14 protein-coding genes and 2 pseudogenes are annotated in these 17,157 nt (G+C 59.9%); 9 read left to right on the plus strand and 7 right to left on the minus strand.

Going from position 1 to position 17,157, the window contains the following annotated elements:
• Positions 1 to 44: 44 nt before the first annotated feature.
• From BG841_RS11480 to BG841_RS11500, 5 genes and pseudogenes are all read left to right on the plus strand, one after another.
• A pseudogene (locus tag BG841_RS11480) lies at positions 45 to 1,722 on the plus strand (type VI secretion system Vgr family protein); the annotation flags it as partial.
• A 392-nt stretch (positions 1,723 to 2,114) separates the two neighbouring features.
• Positions 2,115 to 2,555 (plus strand): lactoylglutathione lyase, encoded by a 441-nt coding sequence (gene gloA / locus BG841_RS11485; RefSeq protein WP_070057787.1) that lies wholly within the window; start codon positions 2,115 to 2,117, stop codon positions 2,553 to 2,555.
• 53 nt (positions 2,556 to 2,608) lie between these two features.
• Entirely contained in the window at positions 2,609 to 4,015 is a 1,407-nt protein-coding gene (locus BG841_RS11490) for a mannose-1-phosphate guanylyltransferase/mannose-6-phosphate isomerase (protein WP_070057788.1), read from the plus strand.
• An 82-nt stretch (positions 4,016 to 4,097) separates the two neighbouring features.
• Positions 4,098 to 5,411 (plus strand): hypothetical protein, encoded by a 1,314-nt coding sequence (locus BG841_RS11495; protein WP_070057789.1) that lies wholly within the window; start codon positions 4,098 to 4,100, stop codon positions 5,409 to 5,411.
• Positions 5,393 to 5,848 (plus strand): hypothetical protein, encoded by a 456-nt coding sequence (locus BG841_RS11500; RefSeq protein ID WP_228141647.1) that lies wholly within the window; start codon positions 5,393 to 5,395, stop codon positions 5,846 to 5,848. Before BG841_RS11495 ends, BG841_RS11500 begins: the two co-directional genes overlap by 19 nt.
• A gap of 63 nt (positions 5,849 to 5,911) precedes the next feature.
• Here the strand turns inward: BG841_RS11500 and BG841_RS17625 are convergent, their stop codons facing one another.
• Positions 5,912 to 6,463, minus strand: a complete 552-nt coding sequence (locus tag BG841_RS17625) for a cold-shock protein (protein WP_070057790.1) — start codon at positions 6,461 to 6,463, stop codon at positions 5,912 to 5,914.
• A gap of 187 nt (positions 6,464 to 6,650) precedes the next feature.
• Between BG841_RS17625 and BG841_RS11510 the strand changes: the two genes are divergently transcribed.
• Positions 6,651 to 6,869, plus strand: a complete 219-nt coding sequence (locus BG841_RS11510; protein ID WP_070058801.1) for a SlyX family protein — start codon at positions 6,651 to 6,653, stop codon at positions 6,867 to 6,869.
• 28 nt (positions 6,870 to 6,897) lie between these two features.
• On the opposite strand, the pseudogene dapE reads toward BG841_RS11510, so the two are convergent.
• From dapE to map, 6 genes and pseudogenes are all read right to left on the minus strand, one after another.
• Positions 6,898 to 8,029, minus strand: a pseudogene (gene dapE / locus BG841_RS11515) (succinyl-diaminopimelate desuccinylase).
• A 27-nt stretch (positions 8,030 to 8,056) separates the two neighbouring features.
• Positions 8,057 to 9,085, minus strand: coding sequence for a 2,3,4,5-tetrahydropyridine-2,6-dicarboxylate N-succinyltransferase (dapD, locus tag BG841_RS11520; protein ID WP_070057791.1), 1,029 nt, complete (start codon positions 9,083 to 9,085; stop codon positions 8,057 to 8,059).
• A complete protein-coding gene (locus BG841_RS11525) occupies positions 9,082 to 9,438 on the minus strand; it encodes an ArsC family reductase (RefSeq protein WP_070057792.1) in 357 nt (118 codons plus the stop codon). The genes dapD and BG841_RS11525 overlap by 4 nt, the downstream gene beginning before the upstream one ends.
• Positions 9,439 to 9,507: 69 nt before the next feature.
• Positions 9,508 to 10,716 carry a succinyldiaminopimelate transaminase gene (gene dapC, locus BG841_RS11530; RefSeq protein WP_070057793.1) on the minus strand — a complete coding sequence of 403 codons (1,209 nt, stop codon included), beginning with the start codon at positions 10,714 to 10,716 and terminating at the stop codon, positions 9,508 to 9,510.
• On the minus strand, positions 10,713 to 13,358 hold the full coding sequence (locus BG841_RS11535) for a [protein-PII] uridylyltransferase (protein WP_070057794.1): 2,646 nt from the start codon (positions 13,356 to 13,358) through the stop codon (positions 10,713 to 10,715). Before BG841_RS11535 ends, dapC begins: the two co-directional genes overlap by 4 nt.
• Positions 13,359 to 14,129 carry a type I methionyl aminopeptidase gene (map, locus tag BG841_RS11540; protein WP_070057795.1) on the minus strand — a complete coding sequence of 257 codons (771 nt, stop codon included), beginning with the start codon at positions 14,127 to 14,129 and terminating at the stop codon, positions 13,359 to 13,361.
• Positions 14,130 to 14,400: 271 nt separating this feature from the next.
• Between map and rpsB the strand changes: the two genes are divergently transcribed.
• The 3 genes from rpsB to pyrH all read left to right on the plus strand — a co-directional run bounded on the left by rpsB (position 14,401) and on the right by pyrH (position 17,130).
• Positions 14,401 to 15,144 (plus strand): 30S ribosomal protein S2, encoded by a 744-nt coding sequence (rpsB, locus tag BG841_RS11545; RefSeq protein WP_070057796.1) that lies wholly within the window; start codon positions 14,401 to 14,403, stop codon positions 15,142 to 15,144.
• Between the two features lie 160 nt (positions 15,145 to 15,304).
• Positions 15,305 to 16,174 carry a translation elongation factor Ts gene (gene tsf / locus BG841_RS11550; RefSeq protein WP_070057797.1) on the plus strand — a complete coding sequence of 290 codons (870 nt, stop codon included), beginning with the start codon at positions 15,305 to 15,307 and terminating at the stop codon, positions 16,172 to 16,174.
• Positions 16,175 to 16,386: 212 nt separating this feature from the next.
• The gene (pyrH, locus tag BG841_RS11555; protein WP_070057798.1) at positions 16,387 to 17,130 is read left to right on the plus strand and encodes a UMP kinase; all 744 of its coding nucleotides are present in this window, start codon (positions 16,387 to 16,389) and stop codon (positions 17,128 to 17,130) included.
• Positions 17,131 to 17,157: the final 27 nt, after the last annotated feature.

The raw sequence follows: 17,157 nt of genomic DNA on the forward strand, positions 1-17,157 counted from the left end.
CTGCGGCGCCCCTGTGAACACCCGGAACTTCAAGGATTGAAGGCATGCTCTGCAGCTCTGGTTTGCGGTTCACCGCCCGGATTGGCGGTGTACCCGCGGATGTGTTTGTGGTGGTGGGGTTTGAACTCACCGAAACCCTGTCCAGCCCCTTCCGGCTGACCCTGGATCTGGCCAGTTACAACCCGGACCTGGTTTTGACGGATCTGTTGGAACAGCCCACGGAACTCACCGTTTGGCAGGACCGCACGCCCCGGCGCCGGTTTGCCGGGGTAGTCGCTGAAGCCAGTCGGGGCGACAGCGGCCATCGCCGCAGCCGGTATCAGGTGATCGTCAAGCCGCCCTGGTGGCGTTTGGAACTGGTGCACGCTTGTCGCATGTTTCAGGCGCAGGCCACCGACACCATCCTGCGCGGCTTGCTGGCGGAACGCGGGGTCACCCGCACCCGGTTCGATTTGCGACGACCACCGGCGGTGCGTGAGTATTGCGTGCAATACCGGGAGAGCGATCTGGCATTTGTGCACCGGCTGGCGGCAGAAGAAGGCTGGCATTACCGCATTGATGCAACCGATGGCCGGCCCGCACTGGTGATCGCCGACCATCACGGCAACGCGCCGCACCTTGCCCCCGCGCCCTACAACGCCCACACCGGTGGCAGCATCCGGCAACCGGCGGTGTTTCAGTTCCATCATCACCGGCGGGTGCGCGCTACCTCAGTGGTACTGCAGGACTACACCTTCAAAAAACCCCGCCTATACCCTGTTGCATGCGCAAATCGCCGCCGATCGTCACCAACGGGATGACTACCAACATTACGATTACCCCGGCCGCTTCAAGAGCGACACCAGTGGCGCCCCCTTTGCCCGCGCGCGTCTCGATGCCCTGCGCAACGACGCCCGCGAAGCCACCGGTCAAAGCAACCGCCCCGATTTCGTCCCAGGCAGCAAATTTTCCCTGCAGGAGCACGACCAGCCCGAGCTGAACCAGCCGTGGCTGCTGACCACGGTGGTGCACGCTGGCACCCAACCGCAAGCCCTGGAAGAGGAGGGAGGTGCCGATCCAACCACCTACAGCAACGCGTTCCGCGCCATACCAGCCAGTCTCATCTGGCGCCCACGCCCCGGCCGCCGGCCGCGTATGGACGGCCCGCAGGTGGCCATCGTCACCGGACCCGAGGGCGAAGAAATTCATTGCGATGCATACGGGCGGGTAAAAGTCCGTTTTCCCTGGGATCGGGGCCTGCCACCGGGGGCGGGACAACCCGGCCACACGGCCGATCGCAGCAGCGCCTGGCTGCGGGTCAGTCAGGGCTGGGCCGGCGACGGGTATGGATTCATGGCCCTGCCACGGGTGGGTCACGAAGTGCTGGTGTCCTTCTTCGACGGCGACCCGGATCAACCCATCATTACCGGGGGCACCTATCACGCCACCAATCTGCCGCCATACCCCCTGCCGGCCCACAAGACCCGCACGGTGCTGAAAACCAAGACCCACAAGGGCGTGGGCAGCAACGAGCTGCGCTTTGAAGACGAAGCCGGTGAGGAACAGGTGTTCGTGCACGCGCAGAGAGATTTGGATCTGCTGATCGGCCATAATTGTACCGAAACCATCGACAACGACAGCCATCTGACCGTCGGGAAGGACGCATTCTGTCAGGTGAACGGCGACGAGCACCTCACCGTAAATGGCGAGCAACGTCAGGCCGTGAGGGGCGAATGCAGCCACCGCATCGGCGGCACTTTTCATCAGCAGACCGCAGGTGCCACACTCAGCGAAGCCGGTTCTGAAGTGCACCACCAGGCGGGTACCAAAGTGGTGCTCGACGCCGGTTCCGAACTGACCCTTGCCGGCGGTGGCAGTTTCATCTCACTCGACGCCAGCGGGGTGTGTCTGAGCGGGCCGGTGGTGAAGATTAATTCGGGCGGGGCGCCGGCACGGGGCAGTGGTCAGGCCGCAGCATTGCCCCGGCTGCCTGACGGCTTGCCGGACGACTTACCGGGGTAAGCGGCGGGCCGCAGAATTATGCTGTATGGGCAACTTCCCGCATTCCCTTGTTCCGGATTAGTTGAGACAGTAACCCACACCTATCAGTTTTTGGCAGCAAGAGGACAACAATCATGCAGTACCTGCACACCATGGTCCGTGTTCGTGATCTGGACGCATCGCTCAAGTTTTACTGTGATGGCCTGGGGCTTGAAGAGGTCCGCCGCAAGGACAACGACAAGGGCCGTTTTACGCTGGTGTTTCTGGCGGCCCCCGGTGATGTAGCCCGGGCCGAAAAAGAACAGGCGCCGACGCTGGAGTTAACCTACAACTGGGACCCGGAGGAATATACGGGCGGGCGCAATTTTGGTCATCTGGCCTACCGGGTGGATGATATCTATGCGCTGTGCGAACACCTGCAGAACCGTGGCGTGACCATCAACCGGCCGCCCCGGGACGGCTATATGGCGTTTGTGAAATCGCCGGACGGCATCTCGGTAGAGCTGCTGCAGAAAGGGGAGCCGTTAGCGCCCCAGGAACCCTGGGCCAGTATGGAAAACACCGGTAGCTGGTAAACAGGATCGCCGTTACACTAACCTTTGCACTACTCACTTTCCAAGGACGAGCGATGCTGGCAGTTATTCTTTCCGGTGGGTCTGGGACCCGCCTTTGGCCGTTATCACGGGAAACCTACCCCAAGCAGTTTCTTCCGGTGGTGACGGAAGAGTCTATGTTGGGAGAAACCATCAACCGCAGCCTCAAACTGGATGCATCCATTCGGGTGATGGCGATTACCAATGAGGATCACCGGTTTGTAGTGGCCGCTCATTTGCAAGGGCTGGCTGCGGACAACATGGCAAATATTATTCTTGAACCGGTGGGTCGCAACACCGCCCCGGCGATCGCACTGGCCGCGCTGGCTGCGGCGGAGCAGAACCCGGAAGAACTGTTGCTGGTGATGCCGTCGGATCATGTGCTGACGGATCAAGATGCGTTCAAGCGGGCAGTCGCCCTGGGGACAGAGGTTGCCGCCCGGGGGAAACTGGTCACCTTTGGCGTGGTACCGACCGCACCCCATACCGGTTACGGCTATATCAAGGCCGGCAACGACCAGGACGGCTATGCGGATGTGGCGGCCTTTGTTGAAAAGCCCGATGAGCAAACCGCACTGGGTTATGTGGAGGACGGCAGCTACTTGTGGAACAGCGGCATGTTCCTGTTCCGTGCCGACCGTTATCTGCAGGAACTGGGGGAGCACCAGCCGGAGATGCTGGCGGCCTGCCAGCAGGCCTGGGCCCAGAAAGAAGGTGACCTGGACTTTGTACGCGTCGGTGCAGAGGCGTTTGCGACCTGTCCGGACGACTCCATCGATTACGCCGTTATGGAAAAAACCCGTGATGCGGTGGTGGTGCCTCTGGATGCCGGCTGGTCGGATGTCGGCTCCTGGTCGGCACTCTGGGAGCTGCAGCCCCACGACGACAACAACAACGTCTGCCACGGTGACGTGATTACCGAAGACGTGAGCGGTTCCTACATCCACTCCGAAGGCCGGTTGATTGCCGCCCTCGGGGTCAGTGATCACGTCATTGTGGAGACGGGCGACGTGGTGCTGGTGGCAGATCGCGCCCGGGTTCAGGATGTGAAAAAACTGGTCGAACAGGTCAGGGCGCAGGGGCGGGAAGAACACCGTTTTCACAAACAAGTGCATCGCCCCTGGGGCACCTACGAAGGCATTGCGATGGGCAAACGCTTTCAGGTCAAACGCATTACCGTAAACCCCGGTGCGTCGCTGTCCTTGCAAAAGCACCATCACCGCGCCGAGCACTGGATTGTGGTGGAAGGCACGGCCAGTGTCACCCGGGGCGACGAGACCCTGTTGCTGAGCGAGGATGAGTCCACCTACATTCCGTTGGGGGTGACCCACCGGCTGACCAACCCGGGGGTTATTCCACTGGGGTTGATTGAGGTGCAAACCGGCAGTTATCTGGGCGAAGACGACATAGTCCGCTTTGAGGACAGCTATAACCGGGTTTAACCCTCTGTCGGCATAGACAGCGCAGAACCCTGCCGGCCAGGAAGGCCGGCAGCTATGCTCTGACTGGCAAAAGGAATTTGCGATGAACTCATGGCAGGAGTGCCTCAGTCCACAGTGTCAGGTTGTGTTGCAACGCACCCGGGAACAGGTGGTGCAGCGGGGTGGTTATGCCATCACCGTCGAAGATTTTCTGCTGATGCTGATTGAGTACGACCCCGAAATCCCCCGGTTTCTCCGTGTTCGCGGGGTTGATCTGGATGAGCTGATCCGCACCATTCAATGCGAACAGCCCATCGTGACGGCGGTGGACGGTGAGAGTGGCCTGTCCTCGCAGCTGCAGTACTGGTTCGCTACGGCGCGGGAGGCGTCCGAAGCCCCCGCCCTGGATTGGTCCGAATTGTTTGAGGCGCTGGTGCGCCGGGCGGACCGCCTGCAAAACAAAGCCTATGTGAGTGTGCTGGAGCAGATTACCGACTGGGCCGCATTACCCGGGATCTGCCCGGGCGCTGCCGCCGGATTGCCATCAGCTCAGCCGGTGGTGGTCACGGATCCCCGCTGGCTGGCACTGTCCGAGGATATTGCGGTACTCCTGTCCGCCAACCCCCAGGCCCTGGTGTGGCTCAAGGGCGACCGCGGCAGCGGCAAGACGACCTGGTTGCACACCTTGGTGCCTTCGCTGGACGCGGGGTTTCTCTGGCTGGACCTGCGCACCGAAACGGAAGTCATGGGGCGGCTGGAGCAAACCTGTCTGCCCCGGGAAAGCGACCCGGCCCCGGTGTTGATTCTGGATAACACCTCGCCCGCGGATCTGGAACAGATACTCCAGCTGCCCGACTCCATTGCCCGGTTGCTCCTGTCCTATCACGGCCCGGTCCTGTTGATCAGTCCCCAGACCGCGGACGACAGCAACGCGGGCCGGCTGTTGGAACGTCGTCTTGGGCGTGCCCTGGACGTTGTGAACATGCCACCCTCGAGCCCGGGTCAGATTCACGCGGTGGTGACCTCCCATCAGTCCGCCATCGAAAAACGCTGGCAAGTAGAGGTGACGGCAGAAACGCTCCACTACGTGGCCTTCGGCCAACCCGGATTCTGCACATCCCCCGGCATGGCGTTGCAATGGCTGGAGCGGGCTTGCGCCCGGCTGGCTCTGGCGGTTGAACGGACGCCGCTTGAAAGCCAGTGCCTGGGCGGTGAAATCGACAGTTTGCGCCGGCAGATCCTGATTCGTCTGGCCCGCAATGAGCCGGTGGCGGCGCTGGAAGAGACCCTGGCTGAGCTGGCGTCACAGCGGGCGGCGATTGATACGCAATGGTCGGCCCGCAAAGCCCGGGGCGAGTCCCGGCGTCTGGCGGTCGCGGATCTTGAGCGGGAGCGTCAGTGCTGGACGACAACATAGTTGCAGCCTTGCGTGTCCGCCGTCACTATGGCGGTCACGAATTGATGACGCAGGAGAGCGCGCAAGTGCAGGATCTCGAAATATACGTACGCGATCTGGAAACAGAAGACCTGATCAAGTGGCTGGCGGGGCACTTCGAGCAGGTGGAGGTTAGTAGTGACACAGACCGGGCCATCAAGGGGCGGGCAGTCTATCAGGGCGATCCGGTGCAGCTCAGTGTTTACCGCGGGGTGATGGGCAAACGGTACAGCTCGGTGGTACTGGAGGGCGCAACCTTACCCTGGGAGACCGACCTGTCCTGTGCCCGCAGCGCCTACCATGGCCTGGCGGTGGAAATTCGCTGCAGTGCCGGCGAATGGAAAGAAGGGGACGCGGTTGAAGATGACAAATGGTGGCGGGTGGACGCCCGAGGAGAGCAACTGGTCGTCTGGAACTGATGTCGGGCTATGGCCCGGGGGAGCACTGACAGAAGCGGACCCGCCGCTTCTGTCAGCGGAACCTTACTCGTCGCTCAGAATGGACACGTTGTCCGCCTGAAGACCTTTATCGGCATCAATCACGTTAAACCGAACCAGTTGTCCCTGGCGCAGCACGCGGCGACCGCGCCCGCGGATGGCGCGGAAATGGACAAACACTTCCTCGCCGTTTTCACGGACAATAAAGCCAAAGCCTTTCTTCACATTGAACCACTTGACGGTGCCGTCTTCGTCACCTTCCGGACCTTCGTCTTCGTCATCGTAGTCGTCTTCGTAGTCATTGGTCCCGGCGGCGTGGCGGGCCGGGGCGGCACGATTACCGGTGCGCTGACGCCCGGCGAAAGCAATGGCAAGAAACCCCGCCAGACCGAACAGCAATACCGCGATCAGGTAAGCGGCAATGCCCTGCGCGCTGCCTATCACGAACGCAGGGTTGGATGCTGATTCATTGGAACCGGCTTGAGACAGAATCAGGAAAACTTCCGGTGTAAAGGCAAGCAGGGCAAAGGTTAAAATAAAAGGCGCTGGAATAGCGATCAGAATAGCCAGAAGGATCGCTTTTGCTGGATTACGCATTGACGAGAGATTCTCCGTTAATCAAACACTAACAAATATAAGCCGAATATCGCGTACACTTGGAACGTCGGCCGTTGAATCCATCACTGTCATTCGTATATCTGGGAGCAGTGAGGGGTAAAAGCGGCATGATAACAGATAAACCGAACCACTGACCAAGCAACCTGTGCATTTGGACCAGAAAGGTATGAATGAAGCAACGATCGAAGAACGGCTTAACGAACTCGAAATCCGGGTAGCCTTTCAGGATGATGTGATCAATACACTCAGTGAACAGATTGCCCGCCAGGAGCTGGATATCCGTGAGCTGTGGCACGCCAAGCAGCACCTGCACAAGCAACTCAAGGATATGGCCCCCTCCAATATCCGGGCGGAAGAAGACGAAACACCCCCGCCACACTACTAACCGGCAGTGCCCGGTACCCGCCCGGGGCTCAGGCCAGCAACTCGATCAGTATCTGTTCGTAAACATCGGACAGGGCATTCAGGTCTGCGGCGCGGACACACTCGTTCACTTTGTGAATGGTTGCGTTGACCGGACCCAGCTCGACCACTTGCGCGCCGGTCGGTGCAATGAAACGGCCGTCTGAGGTGCCCCCCGAGGTGGACAGTTCGGTTTCCCGGCCGGTGACCTTGCGGATTGCCGCTTGCGCCGCCGCAACCAGTGCGCCCCGGTCGGTGAGGAACGGCCGGCCGCTCAGATGCCAGTCCAGGTCGTAGTTTAACTGGTGGCGGTCAAGGATTGCGGCCACCCGCTCGGCCAGACTTTCGGCGGTGTTTTCGGTGCAATAGCGAAAGTTGAAGTGCACCAGAAATTCACCGGGAATGATGTTGCTGCCGGTGCCGGCTTCGGCTTTGGTTATCTGAAAGGTGGTCGCCGGAAAAAAGTCGTTGCCGTTGTCCCAGTATTCATGCGCCAGATCGTGCAGCGCGAGGGCGGCCCTGTGGACCGGGTTCTCCGCCAGATGCGGGTAGGCCACGTGGCCCTGCACCCCGTGAATATTCAGGTAGCCGTGCAGCGAACCGCGGCGGCCATTTTTGATGACGTCACCCAGTTCGCTGGTGCTGGACGGCTCACCGATCAGGCACCAGTCGATTTTTTCCTGGCGGGCCTCCAGGGTTTCGATCACCTTGACGGTGCCATCCTGGGCCGGGCCTTCTTCATCACTGGTGATCAGCAGGGCGATTGAGCCGCGATGGTGCGGGTGCCTGGCCACAAACCGTTCACAGGCGGTGATAAAAGCGGCCAGGCTGCCTTTCATGTCGGCCGCCCCGCGGCCGTACAAAAAACCGTCCTTGATGACGGGCTCGAAGGGCGGGTACGCCCAGTTTTTTTCCGGGGCCGGTAGGGACCACGTCGGTGTGTCCGGCAAAGGCCAGCACCGGCCCCTCAGTGCCTTTGCGGGCCCACAGATTGTCGGTATCGCCAAAGCGCATGGATTCGCCGGCAAAGCCCAGGGGGGCCAGGCGGGACATCATCAGCTGCTGACAGCCAGCGTCCTCCGGGGTAATCGAGCGGCGGCGCATCAATTCAATCGCGAGTTCCAGTGTCGGGGTGTCGGGCATGGGTGAATCCGGCGTCCATTGAACGTGTTAATTGTTGGCGTGGAGTTGATCGTTCAGCTCGATGGCGGTCTTGTTGGTTTTGCACTCGACCGCCCCGCTGGTGCTGTTTCGGCGGAACAGCAGGTCGGCCTTGTTGGCCAGATCCCGTGCCTTGACCCACTCAACCAGGGTGTTGTGCTCGTCCAGCAACGCTACCTTGGTGCCGGCGGTGATGTACAGCCCCGCTTCCACCGTGCAGCGGTCGCCCAGGGGAATGCCGATACCGGCGTTCGCGCCGATCAGGCAGTTTTTCCCGACGGCAATGACCAGGTTACCGCCACCGGAGAGGGTGCCCATGGTCGAGCAGCCGCCGCCCAGATCAGAACCACGGCCGACGACCACCCCTGCCGAAATCCGGCCTTCCACCATGCTGGTGCCTTCGGTCCCGGCATTGAAGTTAATAAACCCTTCATGCATGACCGTGGTGCCTTCACCCACGTAGGCCCCCAGACGCACCCGCGCGGCGTCGGCAATGCGCACCCCGGCTGGTACCACGTAGTCGGTCATCTGGGGAAATTTATCGACGGATTTCACCGCCAGTGGGCGGCCAGCCAGCCGGGCGCTCAGCTGGCGTTCCGGCAACTCGGCCAAATCAATCGCGCCTTCGCTGGTCCAGGCCACGTTGGGCAGCAATCCGAAGATCCCGTCCAGTTTCACCTGGTGAGGTTTCGCCAGCCGGTGGGAAATCAGGTGCAGCTTCAGGTAGACCTCGGGGGTGCTTGCGGCGGTGGTGTCGGTTTCCAGGATGGTCAGGCTCAACGGCCGGGTGGCGGTGGCGAATCGTGCCGCCAGTTGCGCCTGTTCGTCCAGGCCAGCCTGGCGCAGGGCCGTGGCCAGCTCCGTAAGCTGCTCGGCGGTGGGCTCCATGGCCTGATTGCCGCCCGGGTAGTTCAACACCTTGGCGCAGGTGTCGATCAGGCGCCGGTCGGGGCTCAGTATGGGGCGCGGATAAAACACCTCCAGCCAGTCACCTTGTTGGTTGTGGGTGCCCACACCGATTCCGAATGCAAAGCTCATAGGACGGCCTCCCCCTGGAGAAATTGCGCCCACTCGCCGGCATTAAAACCGATGCGGGTGCCGGTGGTGTGTTCGCTGACCGGGCGTTTGATGATTGCCGGGTTGTCGAGCATGATGCGGTGAGCCGATTCGGCTGTCATGCCGTCACGCACCTCTTGCGGCAGTTGCCGCCAGGTGGTGCCGCGCCGGTTGATCAGTGCCTCCCAGCCAAGACTTGCCTCCCACTGGCTGAGTTTTTCGCTGCTGAGGCCATCCTTTCTGAAATCGTGAAAGGTGTAAGGGATGTTGGCCTCATTCAGCCATTTGCGGGCTTTTCTCACCGTGTCGCAGTTGTTGATGCCGTACAGTTTCATAGCAGAATTCCGTGTTGTCTCAGAGTGTCTGGTTCATTGCAGGGCCGTGGGTCCATCCCGGTTGGGGGGCTATTGCCCGGTACCGCGGGCTTGCAGGTAAGTGACAATGCGTTGGGCCGCTTCCACACATTCTTCCAGCGGGGCAACCAGCGCCATGCGGACCCGGTTAGCCCCGGGGTTGTAGCCATCCACCTCCCGGGACAGATAACGCCCCGGCAGCAGGTGCACATTTTGTTGTGCGGCGAGTTCCAGTGCAAAGGTTTCATCATCCACCGGTGTTTCCGGCCATAAATAGAAGCCGGCAGCGGGGTAATCCACCGCCATCACCTGTCGCAAAATGGGCACAACGGCGTCGAATTTTTCCCGGTAGGCCCTTCGGTTGTCGCGCACATGGTCTTCATCCTGCCAGGCGGCAATGCTCGCCAACTGATTGTGGATGGGCATGGCGCAACCGTGGTAGGTGCGGTATTGAAGGTAGCGGGCCAGAACCTCGCCGTCGCCGGCGACAAAACCGGAGCGCAGCCCGGGCAGGTTGCTGCGCTTGGACAGGCTGTGGAACACGATGCAGTTCCGGTAATCGTGCCGGCCCATGGTTGCACAGGCCTGCAGCAGACCGACCGGTGGCGAGTTTTCGTCCGGGTAGAGTTCCGAGTAGCACTCGTCAGACGCTACAATAAAATCATGGCGGTCTGCCAGTTCGATCACTTTGATCAGGGTTGCCATCGGAATCACCGCGCCGCTGGGGTTGCCGGGGGAACACAGAAACAGGATCTGGCAGTCCCGCCACACGGATTCCGGTACCGCATCGAAATCAGGAATAAAGCCATTGCTGCCGTCGCAGGGCAGATACACGGGGGATGCTCCGGCCAGTAACGCCGCGCCCTCGTAAATCTGATAGAAGGGGTTCGGGCTGACCACGGCTGCGGGGCGACTGGCATCGATCACCGCCTGCACCAGCGAAAAAATGCCCTCGCGGGTGCCGTTGACCGGGACCAGGTTGCGCGCAGCGGTCAGGGTGCCGGGGGGCAGTTGAAAACGGCGGGTAGCCCAGGCCGCCATGGCTTCCCGGAACGCATCCATGCCTTTGGTGGTGGGGTAGTTCGCCAGCCGGTCCAGATTGTCGGCCAGAGTCTGGCGGACAAACCCGGGGGCCGGGTGCTGGGGTTCGCCAATGCCGAGGGATATCGGCGCCAGGTGGGCCGGAGTGTTGATGCCCGCTTTCAGTTTGTTGAGCTTTTCAAACGGGTATGGGTGTAACCGGGACAGGTTCGGGTTCATTGAGTGTCATCCAGCATGGTGCGCAGGTCATCCTGCAGGGCCTGGCACGCGGCCGGGTCGCGCAGCGCACGCCCCCGCTCGTCGGTGATAAAGAAAATGTCTTCCACGCGCTCGCCCAGGGTGGCAATTTTGGCGTTGGTCAGCCGCACCCGGTGTTGCAGAAACACGCGCCCGACCCGGGCCAGCAGGCCGGGTCGGTCCGGCGTGACTACGTCGATGACGGTGCGCAGGTTGAACGTATCGTTGGAAAACGTGATTTCCGTCGGGAAAGCAAAGTGCTTGAGTTGGCGGGACGTGCGCCGTTGAATGATGTGCGGGTAGTCGTTGGGGTCGTCCAGCTCTTCAACCAGCCGTTTGCGCACCCGCTCTTTGCGTGCCGGATCGATACCCAGCGCCTGGTTTTTGTTGTCCAGAACCACGTAGGAGCTGATGGAGTGCCCTACGCTGTTAACACTGATGCGGGCAGCGGCAATATTCAGATGCAACTGTTCGAGCACGGCGGTCGTGGCCGCGAACAGGGCAATGCGGTCTTTCATGTAGATGGTGATCTGGGAATAACCGTCGGTGGGACCGCCCCGGGTATCCCGGATCATCACCAGGGGATCCGGGTTGTCGCCGTGGCGGATGATTTCCGCCGTTTGCCAGGCAATATCAATGGTCGAGTCCTGCAGGAAATATTCTTCGTCCAGAGTGTTCCACACCCGGTCAATCTGGTCGTCGGCGATGCTCTGGGCGTTGAGAATTTCCCGGGCTTCCAGCTGGGTGGCACGTACCCACTCCAGCCGGTTGACCGGGTTATCTGTTCCGCGGGTCAGGGCCCGTTTGGTTTCAATGTACAGCTGGCGCAACAGCGACGCACGCCAGGTGTTCCAGAGTTTGGGGTTGGTGGCGCTGATGTCGCAGACGGTGAGCACGTACAGGTAGTCCAGGTGCGTCTCGCTCAAGACGGTGCGCGCAAACCCGTGAATAATGTGCGGATCAGAGATGTCTTTCCGCTGAGCGGTCATCGACATCAGCAGGTGGTTTTCCACCAGCCAGCACACCAGCTGGGTGTCCCGGTCGCTCAAATGGTGACGCTGGCAGAAGGCCTCAGCATCGACGGCCCCCAGCTCGGAATGGTCACCGCCCCGGCCTTTGGCAATGTCGTGGTAGAGGCCCGCGATGTAGAGCACGTCCATTTTGGGCAGGCGTTGAATCAGTCGCGAGCCCAGCGGAAATTCGGTGCGCGCCTCGCCACCACGCAGTCTGTCCATGTTGCGAATCACCCGCAGGGTGTGCGCATCGACCGTGTATATGTGAAAGAGGTCGTGTTGCATTTGCCCGATGATCTGGCCAAATTCCGGCAAATAGCGCCCCAGAACGTTGTACTTTTTCATCGCCGCAAGGGTTTGGTTCAGGTCGTGGGGGGTGCGCAGTAACTCCATGAACAGGGAGGTGACGGCCAGGTCGGTGCGGAAAGCGTCGTCGATGAGGTGCCGGTGGGCCCGCAATGAGCGGATGGTGGTTGCCCGGATCCCTTTGATGTCCGGGTTCTGGGCCATCAGCAGGAAGATTTCCAGAATCGCGTAAGGGGCGTAGGCAAACACCTGGCTGTTGATGGCCTCGATGTAGTTGTTGCGGATCTGAAACCGGTTGTTCAGGGGCTGAATGTTGCAGCGGCCCCGGCTGCCCAGAATGGCCTCGTCGTAGTATTGCAGGATCACGTCGGCAAGTTCGGCCAGGGCAAGCACGGTGCGGTAGTACGCCTGCATCATCAGCTCGACTCCCAGACGGTCGCCTTTATCCTGATAGCCGAGCATCTGTGCAAGGGCGCGCTGATGGTCAAACAGCAGCCGGTTTTCGTTGCGGTTGGCAATGAGTTGCAGGCCATAGCGCAAGCGCCACAGAAAGGTTTCGCCCTCCCACAGGATCTGATATTCCTCTTCCGACAGGGCATTGATGCCGGCGAGCTCGGCAACGCTGGACAGCCCGAAATGCCGCTTGGTGATCCAGCTGATGGTCTGGATGTCCCGGAGGGCCCCGGGAGCGCCCTTGATGTTGGGTTCCAGGTTGTAATCGGTATCGCTGAACTTGCGATGGCGGCGCCTCTGTTCGTCCCGTTTGGCGATGAAGTAGTCGCGATCGGTACAGATGCGATCCGAGTAAACGGCGTTGTTGATTTGCTGGCGGAGGCCGTCCGGACCGGCGATGGTGCGTGTTTCCAGCAGATTGGTGAGGATGGTGACGTCCTGGCGGGCGGCCTCTTCACATTGCGTGAGGCTGCGCACGCTGTGGCTGATGTCCAGTTTCAGATCCCAGAGTTGGGTTATAAAGGCGCTCAGGTCCTCTTGCCAGCCCGGCTGGACACCGTTACGGGTGAGGATCAGCAAATCAATATCGGAATGGGGGTGGAGCTCCCCGCGGCCATAGCCTCCCACAGCGACCAGGGCAATGTTAGGGGAGTCAAGGCGCGGGTAGCGGGACCAGATCAGCTGCAGTACCCGGTCAACCGTGTGGGCGCGGGCGTGAATCAGCTCGCGGACATCCGCGCCCTGGCGAAAGGCTTCGGCATCGGTGTCGTAGCGGAATTGCAGCAGTTCCCGGGCTGGAACAACAGGTGACGGGTCAGCCGTAATGCGTTGTTCCAGTGCCCGGAGGTCCATTTAGAAGGACTCTTCCGATCGTTTGGTGAACGCCTCGAAACCGTCGGCAGTCACCACCAGAGTGTGTTCCCACTGGGCGGACAGTTTGCGGTCCCGGGTGACCACGGTCCAGCCATCCCGCATCAGGGTGGTGTGGTATTTGCCCTGGTTGATCATCGGCTCGATGGTGAAGGTCATGCCTTCACGGAGCTCCAGGCCGGTGCCGGGGGTGCCGTAATGCATCACCTGGGGTTCTTCGTGAAACACTTTGCCAATCCCGTGGCCGCAATAGTCCCGTACCACCGAGAAGCGGTGTTTCTCGGCGTGCTGCTGGATGACGTGGCCGATATCGCCCAGGCGTGCGCCGGGTTTGACCAGGTCCATACCCAGGTACAGGCACTCCTGGGTAACCCTGATCAGCCGCTCGGTGCCGGGTTTGGGTTTGCCGACAATGAACATCTTGCTGGTGTCACCGTGGTATTCGTCTTTAATCACCGTGACGTCGATATTGATGATGTCACCGTGTTTGAGAATCTTTTTCTCGGAGGGGATGCCGTGACACACGACGTGATTCACCGAGGTGCAGATCGATTTTGGAAAACCTTTGTAATTCAGGGGTGCCGGAATGGCATTCTGCACGTTCACGATATAATCGTGACAAATACGGTCGAGCTCCTCTGTCGATACTCCCGGCTTGACGTAATCACCGATCATCTCAAGAACTTCGGCGGCCAGGCGGCCAGCCACGCGCATCTTTTCGATTTCTTCTGGCGTTTTAATCGATACCTGCATGGAACTTCCCGTAAAATTGGATCAATGCACCATTTTAGGGGGGACGGCAGTCGGGTACAAGGCGGGCCGCCGATAAGGGGGCTCACGCCGACACCAGCCGGAGATGAAAAACGGTGGTGCCGGGTGGTGTTTTTGTGGTATAAACGCGCCGCCGGAAACAATTCTGGCAAATTCGCACACGCGTCGACACGTTGACCCAGGGTGCCTGTCTGACAGGTTGGGTCAATTGGACGTGTGGAGGACTAACCCGAAGCTAACTAAGGTAATTATCATGGCTCAGGTAAATATGCGTGACCTGCTCAAGGCAGGCGCTCACTTTGGACACCAGACACGTTACTGGAACCCGAAAATGGGTAAATACATTTTCGGTGCCCGCAACAAGATTCACATCATCAACCTTGAGCAGACTGTTCCTGCCATGAACGAAGCGCTGGCGTTTGTTCAGCAGCTGGCCGAGAACAAGAACAAGGTTCTGTTTGTGGGCACCAAGCGTGCCGCCGCCAAAATCATCAAAGAAGAAGCAGAGCGCTCTGGCCAGCCGTTCGTCAACCATCGCTGGTTGGGCGGCATGCTGACGAACTACAAAACCATTCGTCAGTCGATCCGTCGCTACCGCGACCTGGAAACCCAGGCCAAAGACGGCACGTTCGACAAGCTGACCAAGAAAGAGGCGCTGGAGCGCACGCGCGAAATGGACAAGCTTGAGCGCAGCATCGGCGGCATCAAGGACATGGGTGGTCTGCCCGACGCGTTGTTCGTGATCGACGTTGATCACGAGCGCATTGCCATCAAAGAAGCCAACAAGCTGGGTATTCCTGTCATCGGTGTGGTTGATACCAACAGCGATCCGGACGGTGTGGACTACGTCATTCCCGGTAACGATGATGCCATCCGCGCGATCCAGATTTACGTGAAGGCCGTTGCAGACACCTGTCTGGAGGCTGCCACGCCGGGCGCCGGCGAGTTTGTTGAAGTAAGTGACGCTGTAGAAGGCGAAGCACCTGCCGCTGAGTAAGATCCTGCGTGTTGCTTGCTGACTCTGTTGTGTTGGTTGCGTGACGGGGCCGATAAATGGGTTCGGCCCCTTGTGACGACAGAGTCAGCCACATTTAACGCCTGTACGAGTCGGTATTCCGGTACAGGCTTTCAGAAGACTGAATTTGAGAGGATTGAACATGGCTGCTATTACCGCTGCAATGGTCAAAGAGCTGCGCGATCGTACTGGTCTGGGCATGATGGAGTGCAAGAAAGCACTGGTTGAGTCTGAGGGTAGCGTAGAGGCGGCAATTGAAGAATTGCGTAAGTCTTCTGGCCTCAAGGCCGCCAAGAAAGCAGGCCGTACTGCCGCTGAAGGTGTGTCCCTGATCAAGGTGTCAGACGACAACACCGTGGGTTACATCCTGGAAGTGAACTCCGAGACGGACTTTGTTGCCCGTGACGACAACTTCATGACCTTCGCCAACGAAGTTCTGGATGTGGCCTTTGAGAAAGGTGAAACCGACGTCGCCAAGCTGATGGAAGGCGAGCTGGAGTCCAAGCGCGAAGCGCTGGTCCAGAAAATCGGCGAAAACATCACCGTTCGTCGCCTCGTTAAAATCGAGGGAGCGGTGGTCGGTGGTTACGTGCACAGCAACAGCAAGATTGCTGCGCTGGTCGCGATCACCGCTGGCGATGTTGAAATCGCCCGTGATGTAGCCATGCACGTGGCTGCGATCAACCCGCGTGTTGCCAAGCCGGAAGACATGCCCGAAGCAGAGCTGGAAGCGGAAAAGAACATCATCCGCAGTCAGCCTGACATGGAAGGCAAGCCCGCCGAAATCGTCGAGAAGATGATGGGTGGCCGGATCAACAAGTTCCTGAAAGAAAACAGCCTGGTTGATCAGCCGTTCGTCAAGAACCCTGAGCAAACCGTTGCCGAGCTGATCAAGTCAGGCGGTGGTGAGCTGGTTGGTTTTGTGCGCCTTGAAGTTGGCGAAGGCATCGAAGTAGAAGAAGTGGACTTTGCGGCCGAGGTTGCTGCTGCAGCCGGTACCGGTAAAGCCTGATCTTCTTCGGGTAACGGCGTTTTTGCGTCGTAACTGCCTGATTAGTCTGCCACGGTGGCCGGGGACTCCCGGTTCTCGTGGCGGGCTTGTATCTGAGATACCCTTTTTTCAGGGGTATGTCCGATACAAGTCCGGAAATAGGGTTACACTGCTCTGACGGTGTGGCTTGCCCGCAATAACTCGTTCCTGCCAGACACCACAAGGGGATTACCATGCAGAAGTCAGCGACCACTCAACCCAGATACAAGCGCATTCTGCTTAAACTCAGCGGTGAGGCTCTTAATGGCGAACACGAGTTTGGCATCGATCCCAAAGTGCTTGATCGTATGGCCCTTGAGATCGGTACGCTGGTGGGAATCGGCATCCAGGTGGGCCTGGTGCTGGGGGGCGGCAACCTGTTTCGGGGCGCCGCGCTGAGTGAAGCGGGCATGGACCGGGTGACCGGCGACCACATGGGCATGCTCGCCACGGTTATGAACGGTCTGGCCATGCGCGATGCGCTGGAGCGCTCCAACATCCGCACCCGGGTTATGTCGGCCATCCCGATGAGTGGTATTGTGGAGCATTACGATCGTCGCCGCGCGGTGCGTGACCTGAAAGACGGTGATGTTGTTATTTTTTGTGCCGGTACCGGCAACCCTTTCTTTACCACGGACTCCGCAGCCTGTTTGCGGGGCATTGAAATCCAGGCGGATGCGGTGCTCAAGGCCACCAAGGTAGACGGTGTTTACTCAGCCGACCCTGTCAAAGACCCAACGGCGATCAAGTACGACCGGCTCACCTACGATGAGGTGTTGGAGAAGAAGCTTGAAGTGATGGACCTGACAGCCATTTGTCTCGCGCAGGATCACGCCATGCCGTTGCGAGTGTTTGACATGAACAAGCCGGGCGCGTTGACGCGAGTGGTAACCGGTGAGCCTGAAGGTACGCTTATTGAAGAACGTGTTGAAGCCTGACACGCTCAGTCAGATAACGAATTGAGG

This window comes from Marinobacter sp. X15-166B (assembly GCF_001752365.1).
Taxonomy (GTDB): Bacteria; Pseudomonadota; Gammaproteobacteria; order Pseudomonadales; family Oleiphilaceae; genus Marinobacter.